The organism is Mesorhizobium sp. Ca11 (genome assembly GCF_020165275.1).
Taxonomy (GTDB): Bacteria; Pseudomonadota; Alphaproteobacteria; order Rhizobiales; family Rhizobiaceae; genus Mesorhizobium.
The window spans coordinates 144,526-162,228 of the sequence record NZ_JAIUHU010000003.1; the positions used below are offsets into that span (position 1 = coordinate 144,526).

The 17,703-nt window shown below is 63.1% G+C and carries 15 protein-coding genes; 11 read left to right on the forward strand and 4 right to left on the reverse strand.

Annotated elements, in window-relative coordinates; translation table 11 throughout:
* The first annotated feature begins 91 nt into the window (after positions 1–91).
* The 7 genes from LB538_RS07085 (at position 92) to LB538_RS07115 (ending at position 10,200) form a co-directional block, all read left to right on the forward strand.
* Positions 92–703 carry a thymidine kinase gene (locus LB538_RS07085; protein WP_095766475.1) on the forward strand — a complete coding sequence of 204 codons (612 nt, stop codon included), beginning with the start codon at positions 92–94 and terminating at the stop codon, positions 701–703.
* Positions 704–1,132: 429 nt separating this feature from the next.
* A complete protein-coding gene (locus LB538_RS07090) occupies positions 1,133–2,221 on the forward strand; it encodes a hypothetical protein (RefSeq protein ID WP_224524557.1) in 1,089 nt (362 codons plus the stop codon).
* Positions 2,222–2,255: 34 nt separating this feature from the next.
* Complete coding sequence (locus LB538_RS07095) at positions 2,256–3,401, forward strand: hypothetical protein (RefSeq protein ID WP_224524555.1); 1,146 nt, start codon at positions 2,256–2,258, stop codon at positions 3,399–3,401.
* Between the two features lie 23 nt (positions 3,402–3,424).
* Entirely contained in the window at positions 3,425–5,335 is a 1,911-nt protein-coding gene (locus tag LB538_RS07100) for an AAA family ATPase (protein ID WP_224524552.1), read from the forward strand.
* A 225-nt stretch (positions 5,336–5,560) separates the two neighbouring features.
* Positions 5,561–6,865 carry a DUF6638 family protein gene (locus LB538_RS07105; RefSeq protein WP_224524549.1) on the forward strand — a complete coding sequence of 435 codons (1,305 nt, stop codon included), beginning with the start codon at positions 5,561–5,563 and terminating at the stop codon, positions 6,863–6,865.
* 217 nt (positions 6,866–7,082) lie between these two features.
* Positions 7,083–8,207, forward strand: a complete 1,125-nt coding sequence (locus LB538_RS07110; RefSeq protein WP_224524546.1) for a DUF2333 family protein — start codon at positions 7,083–7,085, stop codon at positions 8,205–8,207.
* Positions 8,208–8,520: 313 nt separating this feature from the next.
* A complete protein-coding gene (locus tag LB538_RS07115; RefSeq protein ID WP_224524542.1) occupies positions 8,521–10,200 on the forward strand; it encodes a formate--tetrahydrofolate ligase in 1,680 nt (559 codons plus the stop codon).
* 65 nt (positions 10,201–10,265) lie between these two features.
* On the opposite strand, the gene LB538_RS07120 is transcribed toward LB538_RS07115, so the two are convergent.
* From LB538_RS07120 to LB538_RS07130, 3 genes are all read right to left on the reverse strand, one after another.
* A complete protein-coding gene (locus LB538_RS07120; RefSeq protein ID WP_224524538.1) occupies positions 10,266–11,570 on the reverse strand; it encodes a hypothetical protein in 1,305 nt (434 codons plus the stop codon).
* Positions 11,571–11,585: 15 nt separating this feature from the next.
* Positions 11,586–11,801, reverse strand: a complete 216-nt coding sequence (locus LB538_RS07125; RefSeq protein ID WP_140838766.1) for a hypothetical protein — start codon at positions 11,799–11,801, stop codon at positions 11,586–11,588.
* A 157-nt stretch (positions 11,802–11,958) separates the two neighbouring features.
* Positions 11,959–12,600 (reverse strand): cysteine hydrolase family protein, encoded by a 642-nt coding sequence (locus LB538_RS07130; RefSeq protein ID WP_224524535.1) that lies wholly within the window; start codon positions 12,598–12,600, stop codon positions 11,959–11,961.
* Positions 12,601–12,727: 127 nt separating this feature from the next.
* On the opposite strand from LB538_RS07130, the gene LB538_RS07135 reads away from it, so the two are divergent.
* On the forward strand, positions 12,728–13,714 hold the full coding sequence (locus LB538_RS07135) for a helix-turn-helix domain-containing protein (RefSeq protein WP_224524532.1): 987 nt from the start codon (positions 12,728–12,730) through the stop codon (positions 13,712–13,714).
* Here LB538_RS07135 and LB538_RS07140 read toward each other — a convergent pair.
* On the reverse strand, positions 13,701–14,258 hold the full coding sequence (locus LB538_RS07140) for a sugar O-acetyltransferase (RefSeq protein WP_224524529.1): 558 nt from the start codon (positions 14,256–14,258) through the stop codon (positions 13,701–13,703). The genes LB538_RS07135 and LB538_RS07140 overlap by 14 nt on opposite strands.
* Before the next feature lie 134 nt (positions 14,259–14,392).
* Here LB538_RS07140 and LB538_RS07145 point away from each other — a divergent pair, with 134 nt between their 5' ends.
* From LB538_RS07145 to LB538_RS07155, 3 genes are all read left to right on the forward strand, one after another.
* Positions 14,393–14,854, forward strand: a complete 462-nt coding sequence (locus tag LB538_RS07145) for a DUF4126 domain-containing protein (protein WP_224524528.1) — start codon at positions 14,393–14,395, stop codon at positions 14,852–14,854.
* Positions 14,851–16,227 (forward strand): FAD-containing oxidoreductase, encoded by a 1,377-nt coding sequence (locus LB538_RS07150; RefSeq protein ID WP_140838776.1) that lies wholly within the window; start codon positions 14,851–14,853, stop codon positions 16,225–16,227. The genes LB538_RS07145 and LB538_RS07150 overlap by 4 nt, the downstream gene beginning before the upstream one ends.
* Before the next feature lie 189 nt (positions 16,228–16,416).
* On the forward strand, positions 16,417–17,472 hold the full coding sequence (locus LB538_RS07155) for a succinylglutamate desuccinylase/aspartoacylase family protein (protein WP_224524524.1): 1,056 nt from the start codon (positions 16,417–16,419) through the stop codon (positions 17,470–17,472).
* The last annotated feature ends 231 nt before the right edge of the window (positions 17,473–17,703 follow it).

The window sequence follows — 17,703 nt, forward strand, 5'->3', positions numbered from 1 at the left end:
TCTCCCCGAGCCGCGGCAAGTCGGCTTAGGGTGTGTCGAGATTCAGGTCGGGCCGGCCTCGCCTGAATCCCGACACACCCAAAAGAGCGACATGGCCAAGCTTTACTTCCACTACGCCACGATGAACGCCGGCAAGACGACGATGCTCTTGCAGGCGTCCTACAATTATCGCGAACGCGGCATGTCGACGATGCTGTTCGTCGCCGGCCACTATCGTAAGGGCGACACCGGGCTGATCTCGTCGCGCATCGGTCTCGAATCCGAGGCAGAGATTTTCCGCGACGGCGACGACCTCTATGCCACGGTCGCCGAGCACCATCGGCATGGCCCTGTGCATTGCATCTTCGTCGACGAGGCGCAGTTCCTCGAGGAAGAGCAGGTCTGGCAGCTCGCCCGCATCGCCGACCGTCTAGGCATTCCGGTCATGTGCTACGGCCTGCGCACCGACTTCCAGGGTAATCTGTTCTCCGGCTCGCGCGCTCTGCTCGCCATCGCCGACGACCTGCGCGAGGTCCGCACCATCTGCCGTTGCGGCCGTAAGGCGACGATGGTGGTGCGCCTGGGGCCCGACGGCAAGGTGGCGAAGCAGGGCGAGCAGGTGGCGATCGGCAAGGACGTCTATGTCTCGCTCTGCCGAAGGCATTGGGAAGAGGAGATGGGCCGGGCGGCGCCCGACGACTTCATCGGCTTTGTCAACCGCTGAGCCGAAAGCCTGCATAGAGCAATTCCAGGAAAAGTGCATAGCGTTTTCCGTCCGGAATTGTGTAAAAACAAAGAGTTAAAGCGGTTCGGCGATTCCGTGAAACGCTGAACCGCTGTAGAGCCGGAGGTCGTCCGAAAACCGCTTCAAGCCCTGACCGGCGCCGGCGAAACCGGCATCGCCGCCGCAGGATATTTGCCGGCGCTGTTTCATGGCCGTGCGCAAAAACAAGACCTTAAGGCATGTCAGCAAAAGCTGCTCGATGATGGTACGCGTTACTAGGCGCCATGCGCATGCTTGCCTTGCCTTTCAAGGACCTAACCAATTCTTTTGTTTTGACGCTTCCCTTTGTCTTCCTTCTTTCAATCCCTTGAAGCCCCACATATATTCGCCGCCACGACACGGAAACGGATGCCGAAGCGGGAGGCCCCAATGGCGACATTGCAGAATTTCGATGCCGAAATTGCCAAGACCAAGCAGGTCGTGCAGGACATGCGCAGCAAGATCGAGCAGTCCGGCACCGTGCTCGACACGCTTGCTCAGGCCGACAAGAAGATCGGCGACGCCAATTTCGACATCGAGAACGCCCGCATCGAGGACGTGCTCAAGCAGCAGAAAGTCATGGAAGGCAATATTGCCGACCTGATCATCGGGCTCGAGGACGCAACCAATGTCTTCGGCGCCGAGTTCGAAAGCATGAAGAACTACACCGGCTGGGAAAATTTCGTCGGTGTCTTTTCGGCGCAGCGCAAGCAGCGCATGCGCACCGACCGCGTCCGCAACATGTCGCTTGCCGGCAATCTGCAGGAGCTGCTGGCCAAGTCGGACACCATCGTCGGCATCCTGAAGGCACAGAAGCAGGTCCTCGACCAGCGCTACAAGACCTCCGAGGCCAGCCTTTCGCAGGTTATCGAACGCCGCAAGATGACGATGACCAACCTTGAAGCGGTGCAGAAGCGCATCGAGGAATTGAACCCGATGCTGCTCGACATCGAAAACAAGATCGCCGCCTCCACGACCCAGAAGGAGCGCACCGAGCTTGAGGGCGAGCGCTCCAAAATGGCGACCGAATATAATGAAAAGCAGGCCAAGGAGCAGGAGCTGCTGGCCGAAAGCCAGACGCTGGAGCGCTACACCTCGATGTTCCAGACCTTCGTCGATTCACTCAACAACCAGATTGCCGCGCAGTCGACCCTGATCAACAAGCTGACCATCGACACCGAGCAGCGCATCGTCCTCTACAAGGCGCTGGAAGATTCGCTCAAGACCGCCGCCCAGCAGGACGTCGCCCACAAGATCAACACGCTGGGCAGCCAGGTCGACAACACGGCCGAGGAGACGATGGCCGGCATCGGCGCCGCCTCGCAGAAGCATATCGGCGACCTGCTCGAGATGCATGAGAAGAACATGGTGGCTTCAGCCGACATCCAGCGCCGCAAGAAGCTTGCCGACGATGCTTTCGCCCGCCGCTTCGACGATGTGATGAAGAAGCACAACGCCGCCAACTATGTGCAGCAATAGGCGGCGCCGCTGATTTCATTTCCACGGCAGCCACATGACACCTGAGAACGACGCCGCGGCACGCTATTTTTCCGCCATCACGGCGGCGCTGAGCGGGCTGGAAGTGTTCATGCGCGACGACCGCTCGCCGCTCTACCGGCACGGCATCGTCGCCAGGATCGTCGCCGAGTATATCGCGCGGCTCGACAAGTCCTTTGCCTGCTGGCGCAACCGGCTGGGCTTCATGGACACCTTCCGTATCTCGCGCGCCGAAAGCGGCTACCCCGTCTTCCAGAACCTGCTGGAGCTGGAAAACGACCGCCAGCAGGCCGATGCGCGGCTGGCCAACATCCCGCAGGCCGGCGAACTGCGTGAGGAGATGGCCGACTTCATCCTGCGCCACAAGGAATTCCCAGAGGCGCTGCAGAAGTCGATGGCCGAGCGGCTCTATCTTGAGGACGTCAAGAGCGAGGCGACCTTCGGCCCGTTCACCCTGGCGCAGACGGCAAAGGTCTCGGTCAACCCGAAGACAATGCGGCCCTATTATCTCGTCCACTGGGCCGCGTTCGACGGCAGCGCCAACCTGCCGCTGGTCTACATGGTGACGGTGGAGGACTCCTCCGAAAGCATGGTGCGCCAGCTGGTCGACGTGAACGGCAAGCTCAACGAGCGGGTCGATATCCCGCTCCCCGTCGACGGCTTGCTCAACCCGGAACTTGCGCACCGCTTCGACGATTTCACCGAGAAGAACTCGGCCTATACGCTGTCTCCGGCGACGATCGCCATCAATCTCGACAAGGATTTCGAGCCGCTGCATCCCAAGCAGCTGCGGCGCGTGGTGCTGGGACCCTTCTACTCGGCCGGCATCACCGAGAACAATTCGACGGTGGCAGAGGTGCTGGCCAAGGTGCGCAAGCCGCAGAACGCCTGGCTGCTCACCTGGACCATCCAGGAAGTCTTCTCCAAGAGCGAGAAGCCTGGCCGCAGGGGCCTGTTCTCCAGCGAGAAGACGACGCAGGAATTCTTCATCAACACCGACGATCTCGAAGCGGCGCGCCAGGGCGTGTCAAACTACGAGAACCACGCGCTGATCCCGCACGAGGCCTATCAGGCACTCTACGCCGCGGGCGAGGCACAGAAGATCTTTTCCGGTTACAAGGTCCACATCCTGTCCAACGGACAGGTGATCAGCGACGTCTGACCGTCAATCGCGGAGCATCCTTCATGGACACCGGCCTGACCACGATCTCGGAAGCCGCAATCGAAAAGCACCGCGCGACCGCGCACAGCTTCATCACCCGCATCGTCGTGCTGGAGGACCCTTCGCGCGAATCCGGCACGGCGCTAGCCGGCACCAACCGCCGCTTCGTCTCGACCGTGTCGGTCGGCTCGGTGCGCCGCACGCGCGAGGTCGAGCTCACGAAAACAGTAGCGGCCATTCATCCCGACGACCAGTTGATGAGCATCCCGCAGCACACGCTGCTCTACCGCGCCCGCCGCGGCCTGGCGATCGCGCTCGCCATATCCGACGTCTTCGCCGAAGGCTCCGACCTCGAAAGCCTGCAGGCGAGGAATGCGCGTGCGCCGCTGGAAGGCGATGAGGCAGCCACCTTCAAGAAGCTTCTGTCGGCCTCGGCTTACGTTTCCGCCTTCAGTTTCGCTTCGTATCTCTTCCAGCTGATCGACAGCGATGGCGAGGCGCCGAACGACATCCCCGAGCCCGACTTCCTGTTCGACACGCCGCAGGACGCGGTCAAGTCGATCATCGCCGGTCTCGACAAGGCAATAGCCGGCTCGAAGGACGACGCCGACCTGACGACGCGCGCTCGCGCCTTCGCCCGCGTCGCCATCGACGGGTTGCTTGCGCGCAAAGGTCGCTTCGACGGCATTGGCCCGTTCGAAAATGCGCATATCCGTATCGACGTCGACGATTTCACCCTCGATGGTTTCGACGTCGCGCCCGGCAAGCGCACCAAGCCGCTGGTGATGACCTTCAAGAAACCGGAAGAGGTCATCGGCAACCACATCGCCAAATTCCAGTCGGTCAGGCTGGCCAAGATGCTGATGGCCTACGACTTCGAGCGCGAACTGAACCCCTTCGTCGAGCTCGGCGGGTTCCTGTTCACCTTCATCGGCGACGGGGCGCCGGGCACCGGCAAGACGACGCTGATCCAGATGATCGCCGGCCTCGTCAACGGCTACTGCCAGGTCGCCGGCTATCCCTTCGCCTATGAGAATTTCGGCGTCGACCAGATCTCGTCCTACCAGGGCAAGTCGGGCCAGAACTGCCGACAGTTCATCAACAACGTGCTCAATCCGCGCGTCATCGGCTTCGGCACCATCGACGACATCGACCAGGTGGCGGCGCGCCGTTCCGACGACCGTGCTTCCGCCGGTCAGCAGGAGATCACCGGCGTCCTGATGGACGCCTTCGCCGGCGCCTCGACGGTGGTGCGCGGCAATTGCTCCTTCGGCATGTTCTCCAACTATCCGGAAAATGTCGACGACGCGCTGCGCCAGCGCGCCGGCGCGCGCTGGCTGGTCGACGGCCCGCAGACGCGCGACGACTATATCGACATCTTCGTGCTGCTTGCCGGCAAGAACCACGAGATCCCGCTTGGCAAGCACGAACTCTATGCCGCGCAGGAAATCCAACGCGCCGTGGCCGAGGCCTATGAAGAGCACGAAAAGCCGCAGGAAGATGGGCTGATGAAGGTCTATGAGCGCTACATGAAGGAAAACGGCGCGCCGAAGACCATGGCCGATGTCGGCACCTATCTGCACATGATCAAGGACGCCGAGCCGCGCTTCACCGGCCGCGCCATCAAGAACGTCACCGACGCGATAAAAACGCGCGCCATGGACATCGAGCTGCCGGACGACTGGTTCGAGAAGCCGGAAGCCTTCATGCACAAGAGCTACGACGACAAGAAGGCGATGATCGAGGAACTGCGCGGACCGTTCTCGATGGACATGGTCATGCAGGAGATCAACCGCTACGCCGATTCCGAGTTCCGCTATTCCGATAAATCCGACGACGCCGCCGTGGAGAAGCTCCTGCGCGACGCCAGGCTGCGCGAGCGCGCAGCGCGCGAGATGGAGGAGTTGAAGAAGAAGGGGCTGTGGAATGCGTGAGTTGCGCCGACCTCGCCTTCTCCCCTTTTGGGAGAAGGTGTCGCCGAAGGCGACGGATGAGGGGGGCTCCAGGGAACGCCGGCGTCTCACTCCGCTGGAACACCCCTCATCCGTCTCGGCGCTATCGCGCCGATCCACCTTCTCCCACAAGGGGAGAAGGGAAGAGTGCGCTGCCCCTCATCCGCCCTTCGGGCACCTTCTCCCCGTGAACGGGGAGAAGGCAAGATGAGCGCAATTAAAAAACCCGACCTTCTGCGCGACAACGAGCTGATCTACGGCAGGCTGCTCGCCATCGACGAGCCGCATCTCATCCAGCGCTACAACAAGGCGCTTGCCGCTTTCGGCCTCGAGCCCACCAAGCTTGCGAGCTTCCAGATCGACCGCACCGGCTTCTCGCCCGAAATCGCCGAGGAATGCGGCGACTACGACTATCTCGATCCCAATGAGGTCAACCGCCGCTTCATCATCCTGACGCCGTCGCAGATCGACCTGCCGGTGGTCCACACCGCCTTCTCCAACACCTCGCAGTTGATGTTCGAGTTCATGTCGAAGAACCGGCGCGCCATCGACGCGCTGACCATCAAGGACGTCATCTACGGCGAGATCGAGGACTCGGTTCCCAAGGTCAACGATATCGAGGACCTGCTGTCGATCAACCAGGTCGAGTTCAAGGTGTTGTCAGCCGAGGACGTGCTCGGCAAGGCGGCTGAGCTCGGCAAGCTCGTCGACCGGCTGAGGCAGGAGCCTGACGCCTGGCGCGACGACGCCATGCTTGAGCGCATGGTCGAGCTTGCCAAGGTCTGCGGCGACATCCGCGAGAACGCGCTGGTGCCGGACCAAGTGATCTTCCGCCACAACGCCTACTGGACCAGCCATTTCGGCGGGCTCTACGTCTTCGTCGACCCCGATATGACGACGGTGATCAGCGATCCGGCCGCTCCCGGCTTCCGCCGCTCGCGGCCCTGGCAGGTGAGCTATCTGTCGATCAACGACGCCGACAAGGTGTTCGGCTTCCTGGCCGCCACCGGCCGTCTCGATCTGCCTCGCGCCTCCTGGATCGAGACTTCCGGTTATCTCGAACACCGCGCCGAAATGGTCGTGCGGGCGCTGATCCGCGACGCCGAGCCCAACCGCAATCTGACCGATGTCGACAAGGTCTGGCTGCAGACCTGGATCCTTGGCCACGCCGACCTGATCGCCAGCGACGGCAATTTCCCCTTCCTCAACGCCGCCAAGCGCGAGATCGCCCAGCTCGGCCATCTCAAGATCGAGGATGTGCCGCCGCGCCAGCGTTTCCTCGTCGTGCGCGCCAAGCCCGATCATCCCGATGCCTGGCCGACCAACCAGCTGATCTCGGATTTCGTGCCGCAGGACTTCGTGTCGCGCTACGTCTTCAACAAGCCCGGCTTCTACAAGGATTATGACGGCTTCAGCGACGCCTGGCGAAGCCATGTTGTGGACGTTCTGAAAACCACATATCTGAAGGACAAGGCGGCGTTCCGCGCGCGCCTTTACGGTTTGACTGACTAGAGCATGATTCCGAAAAGTGGGAACCGGTTTTCGGGGGAAATCATGCTCCAACAAAGAGTTAGATCAGGATGACGTTTCAACGAAACGTTATTCTGATCTAGAGCAATTCCAGGAAAAGTGTGGGCGGTTTTCCGCCCGGAATTGCGCCAAAACAAAGGGTTAGGGCAGATCGCCGTTTCCCTTGAAACGGTGAAATGCTCTGAGGGGTACCACAGCCATGCTCGATCCGATCGTGAACTTCTTCACCCGGATTTTTCAATGGATCGGCCGCGGCATCGGCTTCGTCATCGGCCTCATTCTGTGGCCGTTCATGTGGGTTGGCCGCTGGTACGGCCAGCGCGGCTGGATTCTGAAGGCGGTGATCGGCCTTGCCGTTCTGGTATTGATCGGCCTCTACGCCAATTTCTTCTACGCCACGCAGTGGTGGAACAATTTCGACCCGAACTATCCCGACACCTACACTTTCGAGAAGCGGAACGTGTCGGCGGGCGAGCAGGTTTCAGCCGGCAGCGGCACCGATACGGCCAAGACATGCGGCAACTCGGCGATCGCCCAGGTTGCCGCCGATTTGACGGACTTCAACGTCAACCAGAATGCCTGGATCTCCTCGATGATCCTCTACAAGCTCGGCTTGTTCGGCATCGATTGGGACCACACGCCCTGGATGGACAACAAGGCGTCCTTCCAGCGCGGCATCAACCAGGCGGTGCGGCGCACCGCGACCGAGCTTGCCGACAATCTCGGCCGCGTGCGCACGACATCGCAGATCGACGCCGACCTGCAGGATGCGCGCGGCAATCTACAGTTCGATGAATACACCTGGTATTTCGGCCTGAACCCGTTCGGCCCCAAGACGCCGACGCCGAGCTATTATCGCGACGCGGTGCGGAAGCTGCGAAACTTCAACGCCCGGCTGGCCACCTGCCAGGCGACGTTCGACGCCCGTGCCGACAATCTGAAGCAATATATCGACCGCATCTCCTCGGACATCGGATCGACCTCGGCCATCCTCAAGGAGCGCGCGGAAAACCACAATGATGGCTGGTTCGATACCCGCGCCGATGACCGCTTCTGGTTCGCCTATGGTCAGCTCTATGCATATTACGGCTTGATGAAGGGCGCCCAGGCCGACTTCGACGACGTGATCAAGGAAAAGCACCTGCAGAGCCTTTGGGACACGATGGATTCGCAATTCGTCTCGGCGCTGCGCATCCAGCCCTTCATCATCGCCAACGGCCGCGAAGACGGTTGGCTCCTGCCGACGCATCTGACGACGATGGGCTTCTACATCCTGCGCGTGCGCTCCAACATGGTCGAGATCAGCAACGTGCTCACGCAATAGCGCCTTTCGAGGCGACACGGCGATGGTGGATTTGCGCCGTCGCCTCTGTCGCTTTTCGCGTATTCAGCGGCTGTTTTGAGACGGCGGAACGGTCTTGGCTCTGGCTTCTATACGCCGCAAGCGACCGGGGCCGAAGACCCGAACAGGGTCGGACCGGGAACAGCAGTTTTTCTTTGCAGGAAACTTAGTTGCATGGAAGTTGACGCCGCGGCCGCGACAGGGTTAGAACTTACCCTTGCGCCCGCGCGGCGTTTCGAACATGCACAAATGATCAAACCGTCCCTTCCACCGCCCAATCCAGAGGAAAGCCGTCATGGCCGAAGTGAAGTCCGACATCGAGATCGCGCGCGCCGCCAGGAAGAAACCGATCCAGGAGATCGGCGCCAAGATCGGCATCCCGAACGAGCATCTCTTGCCCTATGGCCACGACAAGGCGAAGGTCTCGGCCGAGTTCATCAAGTCGGTGAAAGACAGGAAGGACGGCAAGCTGATCCTCGTGACCGCCATCAACCCGACGCCGGCCGGCGAAGGCAAGACCACCACCACGGTCGGCCTTGGCGATGGCCTCAATCGCATCGGCAAGAAGGCGATCGTCTGCATCCGCGAGGCCTCGCTCGGACCGAATTTCGGCGTCAAGGGCGGCGCCGCCGGCGGCGGCCTCGCCCAGGTGGTGCCGATGGAGGACATGAACCTTCACTTCACCGGCGACTTCCACGCCATCACCACCGCGCATAATTTGCTGTCCGCGTTGATCGACAACCACATCTATTGGGGCAACGAGCTCGGCATCGATACCCGCCGCGTCGCCTGGCGCCGCGTTATGGACATGAACGACCGGGCGCTGCGGGAAATCATCTGCTCGCTCGGCGGCGTCGCCAACGGTTATCCGCGCGAAGCCGGTTTCGACATCACCGTGGCTTCCGAAGTCATGGCGATCCTGTGCCTCTCCACCGACCTCAAGGACCTCGAGAAGCGCCTCGGCGACATCATCGTCGCCTATCGCCGCGACAAGTCGCCGGTCTATGCCCGCGACCTCAAGGCCGACGGTGCCATGGCGGTGCTGCTCAAGGACGCCATGCAGCCCAATTTGGTGCAGACGCTGGAGAACAACCCCGCCTTCGTGCATGGCGGCCCGTTCGCCAACATCGCGCATGGCTGCAACTCGGTCGTCGCCACCACGACAGCGCTGAAGCTTGCCGACTATGTCGTTACCGAAGCCGGCTTCGGCGCCGACCTCGGCGCGGAAAAGTTCTTCGACATCAAGTGTCGCAAGGCGGGGCTGAAGCCGTCGGCGGCGGTCATCGTCGCCACGGTGCGCGCCATGAAGATGAATGGCGGCGTCAAGAAGGAAGACCTCGGCAAAGAAAACATCGAGGCGGTCAAGAAAGGCTGCCTGAATCTCGGCCGCCATATCGAGAATGTGAAGCAGTTCGGCGTGCCGGCAGTGGTGGCGATCAACCACTTCACCACCGACACCGAAACCGAGATCCAGGCGATGAAGGACTTCGTCAAGGCGCAGGGCGCCGAGGCCATCCTGTGCAAGCACTGGGCGCAGGGCTCGGCAGGCATCGAGGACCTCGCCAGGAAGGTGGTCGAGATCGCAGAATCCGGCGCCTCACAGTTCTCGCCGCTCTACCCGGACGAGATGCCGCTGTTCGAGAAGGTCAACACCATCGTCAAGCGCATCTATCGCGGCGACGAGGCGATCGCCGACAAGTCGATCCGCGACCAGTTGCATGCCTGGGAGCAGGCCGGCTACGGCAATCTGCCGGTCTGCATGGCCAAGACCCAGTACTCGTTCTCGACCGACCCGAACCTGCGCGGCGCGCCGACCGGCCATACCGTGCCGGTGCGCGAGGTCAGGCTCTCGGCCGGCGCCGGCTTCGTCGTCATCATCTGCGGCGAGGTCATGACCATGCCGGGCCTGCCCAAGGCGCCGTCCTCGGAGAAGATCTTCTTGAACGAGGTTGGCCAGATCGAGGGCCTGTTCTAGACGCTGCTCGAGCTGAAAGACCAAAGGCGCCGCCTCACCGCGGCGCCTTTTTTCTTCGCCGGCTTTCACGCCACCGTGGGCGAGCCGAACTTCTTGATGCCGGCGACCGACATCGAGACGAACTGGTCGAGGATGGCGAAGAAGATATCGAGGCTGAAGCCGAACAGGAAAGCGAAGGTGAACAGGCTGAAGCCTATGCCGGTCACCTCGCCGCCGAGCTTGGTTCCCGGCGCCATGAACCAGGCGAGGATCATGCCGGCAAGCCCGCCCAGCGCGATGCGATGAATGAGCCGCGACAGCGGCGGATTGGGCAGAAGCGGGTTCAGGATCATGCGCATGTGGAACATGATGCCGCCAAGCGCGCCGTAAAGCGCGGGCAGGATCCACAGCGCATAGGGGCTGAGGACTTCGCTGAGCGTCTTGGCCTGCAGTGTCAGCGTCGAAATCGAATTCGGCGTGATGGTAATGACGCCTTCGCATTGCAGATCGCGTGTCGCCGCGTCGAAATCCGCGCTCACGTCTTCGACCATGCCGGTAGAACTGACGACTTGCATGCCGCCTTGAGTGTTGCCGTTGTTCCTGCAATCGAAATCCGACTGCTTGAGCGGCTGGCTGCTCCCGGCCCCGCTCTGCTGTTGCGCCAGCGCGATTTCCTGGCCGCAGAACTGGTCAATCGCCATCTGCCTGGGGTTCGAGAAATCAAGCAGCGCGCCCGCTTTGGCCGAGGAAGCCGAAAACTTGCAATAGGCCCATTGCATGCCCCAGAGCGGAAACGGCGCCTCCTGCGTCATGAACCCCTGCGCCCGCACCAGCAACGAGGAAAAACGCTGGTCAAGCGAATGCAGGCTGTCGACGGAATTGTAATAGGCGTCCTTCAGAAGCGTCAGATCGGTCGCCGACGCCTGCTGGGCGGCGGCCGAGCTCAATTGCTTCTTGGTCGCCCAGACCTGCCTGATCGACTGCCCGAACCGAGCGCTGAAATCGTTGTTGTCGATCTCCTGCAGTTCCGCGTTGATCGAGACGCCCCTGTTGTAGACATAGGTCAGCTTGCCGATGACGATCATCATCGTCACCGACAGGGCGATGAGGAAATAGGTCGCGAGAGCGGTCCGGCGCGACATGTCGCCCGGCGACCAGCCGGTGCGCAGCGCAGCCAGGGTTGAAAACGGCACGGTGCTGGAGCAGTCGTTGAGCACCGTTTGAAGTTTGACGACCTCGGGCTGGCTTGCGCTCGCGTCACTGAGTTTTTCCGCGTCGCCGATCGCAGCGAAGAGCGCGCTGTCCTTGAACACGCCGTAGCGGCCGTAGCCGGCAACCAGCTTGGCGTCGGCAAGCAACCCGGAGACAAGAGGATCGTGGAATGTCGTCATCGCGCCCCCCGACGACTAGCCCAGATAACCCTGCACGAAGCCATATTGCGACGGGCATCCGCAGGGATAGCCGGCCGGCCCGGGCGGTTGCGCCCAGCACCAGAAGAATTGGGTGAAGCAGATCGTGCCTGGCGCATGCGGCGGCACTTGCGCGAAGGCGGGCCACGGCAGCAGCGCCGCGCCGACAGCGAGGGTCAGGACGACCAAGGTTCGTGCAACGCGCGCCTTCAATCCAGCCCCCCGAGCCATCCGCGCTTATTCACATGCGCGGTGACTTTCTGAAAATACCGGAACGGCGTCCGTGAAATGGCTCACGCTCTTGCTGGGTATTTGGCGCGAAGAAAAAGGCGCCGCATCCTGGCGGCGCCCTTGTTTTGAAGGCTTCGGGTTACGCTGCGTTCCGCTGCAGGGCCCGCTGGTTGGACGCATAGATCGTGTCGCGCTCGGGCAGGGCGCCGGTCTTCAGGCAATCGATCCACTCGGCGGTCTTGAGCACCGCAGCGAAGCGCGCCTGCAAGACGACGCTCACCACCCGGTGTATGTCCTCGGCGGACGCGTAGCCGGCGCTGTTGGCATAGGGCACCGAGCCGCTGGCATCCGAAAGGAACTCGACGGCAAAGCCCATATGCACCGCGTGGATGATGGTCGACAGATCGCAATTGTGGGTCATGTAACCGACGACCGCGATCGTATCGATGGCGTTGGCGCGCAGCCAGGCTTCGAGATCCGTGCCGGTGAAGGCCGAAGGCAGCGTCTTTTCGACATAGTGGTCGCGGGCGCGCCTGGCGATCTCGGCATGCAACTCGCCGCCATGGCTGCCCTTGGCAAAGATCGGCGAGGTCTCGGGCGCCATCTGCTTGACGACGACGATTTTGATGCCGGCCGCCGCGGCGGCATCCATGGCGCGCGCCACATTGGCGACGGTCTCGTTGAAGGGCGGATGCTGGATGGCGAGGTTGCCGCCATTGTAGTCGTTCTGGACATCGACGACGACAAGCGCGCGGCGCGGCTGGGTGGCTGGTGCTGACATGACGGTTTTCCTTTCGACCGGGTTGATGGGCGCAAAGCTAGGCCGATGTTTCGAGTCGAGAAAGTGTCCCAATTGACATCATTCGAAAAAATTGGGACATTCAATTTTCAACGAAACGATGCTTGCCATGAAGAATCCGATCATCGCCGCCGTCGCCTTCGACGGCATCAGTCCTTTCCACCTCTCTGTGCCGTGCCTGGTGTTCGGCACCGATCGAACCAACCTTGGCCTGCCGCGCTTCGACTTCCGCGTCTGTGCGATGGACGAGGGACCCATTCATACCGATGCGGGGCTGAGCATCCTCGTGCCGCATGGGCTTTCCGTGCTCGACGAGGCCGACATCGTCATCATTCCGAGTTGGAAGGATCTCGAGGCTCCGCTGGCCGCGCCGCTCAAGGACGCGCTGCAGCGCGCGCATCGGCGCGGCGCGCTCATCGTCGGCTTGTGCCTCGGCACCTTCGCCATTGCCGGCGCCGGATTGCTGGCCGGGCGCAAGGCGACGACCCACTGGGCCTATACCGACCGGCTGCAGGCGCTGCATCCTGACATCGCGATCGATGCCGACGTGCTCTATGTCGACGAGGGCGACATAATAACCTCGGCCGGCGTCGCCGCCGGCCTCGACTGCTGCCTGCACATCGTGCGCGCTCGCTACGGCGCGGAGGCCGCCCTTCGGCTTGCCCGCCACGTCGTGCTCTCGCCGCATCGGCAGGGCGGCCAGGCGCAGTTCATCGAGCGCCCGCTTGCGCCGACGCCGAATGCCGACCGGTTCTCGCGCGCTCTCGACCAGGTGCGGGCGACGCTCGGCGAACCGCACAGCCTCGACAGCGTCGCCGATGCGGCCGGCCTCACCCGCCGCACCTTCACACGCCGCTTCCAGAAGTCGATAGGCACCAGCTTCGGCGACTGGCTCGCCGACCAACGCGTAGCACTTGCGCAAAGGCTGCTGGAACAGACGGACAAATCGATGGACATCGTGGCCTTCGAAGCCGGCTTCGGCAGCGCCACCTCGCTGCGCCAGCATTTCGCCGCGCGGCTCAGGACCTCGCCGAGGCAGTACCGGCGCGAGTTTTCCAGAAGCACCAAGGCGTCAGACGGACTCAGCCTTTTGTAACGGCACGTGCCGGGTTGCCGACGACGGTCGCGTTGGCCGGTACGTCGCGGGTCACCACCGCGCCCGCGCCGACGATGGCGCTCTCGCCTATGCTGGCGCCAGCGAGGATCACCGCGCTGCCACCGATCCAGGCATTGTCGCCGATCGTTACGGCTTTTGCGATCTCCAGCCCGGCCAGCCGGCCAGCAGCTTCGCGATGATGCTCCGCGCAGTAGATCTGCACATTGGGCCCCAGCATCGTCCCCCTGCCGATGCGCACCGGCGCGGTGTCGAGGATGGTGCAGCCGGCATTGAGGAAGACGCCGTCGCCGAGGAACAGGTTGAAGCCATAGGCGCAGTGGAACGGCGCCTCGATGCGCGCCCCCTCGCCCGCGCCACCGAGCAGCGCCTGCAGGGCCGGGGCGATATCACCGCGCTGCCGGGGCGGCAGGCTGTTGTGCTCGAACACCGCATCGCGCGCGGCGACGCGCAACGCCTCGAGCTCATCGTCGATGCAGGTGTACCATTCGCCCGCCGCCATCTTTATGCGTTCGCTTGTCGTCATGGTGGCCCTCCAGGTTTTCGTCTGCTGCCAAAGCATAATCGATCGTCTGACAAAAGCCCCGTAGCCAAACGCCTGGCTTGTGCTAGCCTGCCGTTGCGAGGCCATGCGACGGTCTCGGTTTGAGGGGGCCGATCATGCTTTACATTCTCGCCCTGCTGATAGGCGTCATTGCCGGCCTGCGCGCCATGACCGCGCCCGCCGCTGTCGCCTGGGGTTCCTATCTCGGCTGGCTGCCGGTCACGGGCACCTGGGCGAGCTTCATGGGCCACTGGATCGCCGTCGGCATCTTCACCATTCTGGCCATCGTCGAGCTGATCGCCGACCAGCTGCCGTCGACGCCGAGCCGCAAGGTGCCGCCGCAGTTCGGCACCCGCATCGTCGTCGGCGCCTTCTGTGGCGCGGTCATCGGCGTGACCGCCGGCGCCACCATCGGCGGCCTGGTCGCCGGCGCGATCGGCGCGGTGATCGGCACGCTGGGCGGCGCCGAGGTCCGCGGCCGGCTGGCCGCCGCATTCGGCAAGGATCAGCCCGCCGCCTTCATCGAGGATGCGGTGGCCATCATCGGCGGGCTGCTCGTCGTGGCGGCCGTCGCATGAGCGCAAAGAGCTTCGACGCCATCGTCATCGGCGCCGGCCAGGCCGGGCCGCCGCTTGTCGGCCGGCTCGAGGCCGCCGGCATGAAGGTCGCGCTGATCGAGCGCAAGTTCATCGGCGGCACCTGCGTCAACACCGGCTGCATGCCGACCAAGGCGATGGTAGCGAGCGCCTATGCCGCGCATCTCGCCCGCCGCGCCGCCGACTATGGCGTCGCGCTGTCGGGCCCGGTCGGCGTGGATTACAAGCGCATCAAGGCACGCAAGGACAAGGTCACCAACGACGCCCGCGGCAACCTCGAAAAATGGATCGCCGGAATGAAGGGCTGCACGCTTTATCGCGACCATGCCCGTTTCGTCACCGCCGACACGGTGCGCGTCGGCGATGAGCTGCTCACCGCGCCAAAAATCTTCCTCAACACCGGCGGCCGCGCCTCGGTGCCCGATCTGCCTGGCGTCAACGACGTGCCCTATCTCACCAATTCCTCGATGATGGATCTCGATGTGCTGCCCAGCCACCTGATCGTCATCGGCGGCAGCTATATCTCGCTCGAATTCGCGCAGATGTTCCGCCGCTTCGGCTCCGAGGTCACGGTGATCGAGAAGGCGCCGCGGCTGACCGGCCGCGAGGATGAAGACACCTCCGCCGCCATCCAATCGATACTCGAAAACGAAGGCATCGCCGTCCATGTCGGCGCGGACGACATCGCCTTTGCCAGACAAGGCAATGGGATCGCCGTCACCTTCGCCGCCGGCAAGCCGCCGGCGGTCGGCTCGCATGTGCTGCTGGCGCTGGGGCGCAAGCCCAACACCGACGATCTCGGCCTCGACAAGGCCGGCGTCGCGGTCGACCAGCGCGGCTATATCGTCGTCGACGACCAGTTGCGCACCAATGTGCCGGGCATCTGGGCGATGGGCGACTGCAACGGCAAGGGCGCCTTCACCCACACCTCCTACAACGACTTCGAGATCGTCGCCGCCAACCTGCTCGACAACGATCCGCGCAAGGTGAGCGACCGCATCGAAGCCTATGCGCTCTATATCGATCCGCCGCTCGGGCGCTGCGGCATGACGGAAGCCGCCGTGAAGAAATCAGGCCGCCGCGCGCTGGTCGGACAGCGGCCGATGACGCGTGTCGGCCGCGCGGTCGAGAAGGGCGAGACGCAAGGCTTCATGAAGATCCTGGCCGATGCCGACACCGGTGAAATCCTCGGCTGCTCCGTGCTCGGCCCGGGCGGCGACGAGGCGATCCACTGCGTGCTCGACCTCATGTACGCCAAGGCGCCGATCTCGACGCTGGCGCGCGCCATGCACATCCACCCCAATGTCTCGGAGCTGCTGCCGACCATCGCCCAGGAGCTGAAGCCGCTGGAGTAGAGCAATTCCGGAAAAAGGCGCAGCGGTTAGGCTCGGCAACTTCGCCGTAGCAAGGCTCGGCGTCTTCGCCGTAGCAAGGCTCGGCGTCTTCGCCGTAGCCACGCTGCCCCGACAACCCGGCGCGGCTGGACCACTCGACAGCCCGATCGCAACAATGCATGGCTGAAACCTCCTCACGCGGAGTATCCCATGCAGAAGACGATCGAACGCATCGCCGGCGACAGCGAGGGTGTCGCCTACGAATTTCCGGTCTTGCGCTTCGAGGGCAAGGACAAGGCGGCTCCTTCCGCCTATCTGCAGGCGGCGCTGCATGCCGGCGAGCTGCCGGGCGTCGTCGCCATCGACGCGCTGATGCCGATGCTGGCCAAGGCGGAGGCCGAGGGCCGCATCAAGGGCCCGATCACCATCGTACCCTGGGCCAACCCGATCGGCCGCGCGCAATATCATTTTGGCGAGCACCAGGGCCGCTTCAATCTCGGCACCCGCACCAACTTCAATCGCTCCTTTCCGCTGCTTGCCGCGCCCGACGCCAGGCTTCTGCCGGATGTCAGCCTCGGCGGCGCCGATCGCCGGCTGAAGAACCGGCTCGTCCAGCTCTCGCTCGGCAACGACATCGTGCTTGACCTCCACTGCGATGACGAAGGTCTGGCCTATCTCTACATCCACACCAGCCTGTGGCCGCATATGGCCGATTGCGCGGCCGCCATGGGCGCCGAAGCCGTCCTGCTGTGGAGCGAGGACGATACCGGCACCTTCGAAGGCGCCTCGATCATGCCCTACCAGAACGTGCCGGCGAGCGTCGCGCGCTTCGATCGCCGCGCCGTCACCACGGTCGAATATCGCGGCATGCTCGATGTCGACGCCGCCTTCGCCGCGGCCGATGCCGCGGGACTTTACCGACTGCTTGTGACGCGCGGCGTCGTCCAGGACTCATCCGTGCCGAAATTCGAAAAATTTTCCGGACCGGTCGTACCGCTGGAAAACATCGACATGATGCCTTCGCCCAGGGCCGGCGCGATCCTTTACGACGTCAAACCCGGCGACCGCGTCAAGAAAGGCGAAAGGCTGGCGACGATCGTCCACGCGCCCGGCGAGGCCGGCGGCCGCACGGAAGTGTTCGCCCCTCAGTCGGGCTTCATCCTGACCCGCCGCGCGCGCCGCATCATCCGCGCCGGCGAGGATCTTCTGAAGCTCGCCGGCGACGCCAGGAGCACCGACGCGCGCTCCGGCACGCTGGAAGACTGAGGCGTAGCGGCTTTCACCATCGCCGTGAAATCCAGTTGCATGGACCTCCATTCGCCGCTATGGGAGTCGCCATGAACATGCGTTCGAACAAGACCATTTGGTGGTGGGCTCGCTGACAGCGGCCTGTTCGTGCGTGTGCGCGTGAAAAAGAGGGTGGCCGCAGCGGAATATCCGGGCGGCCATTTGTTTTTTAACGCCATTCCCGGGTCCGTTGCCCAAGACGCTGATGGA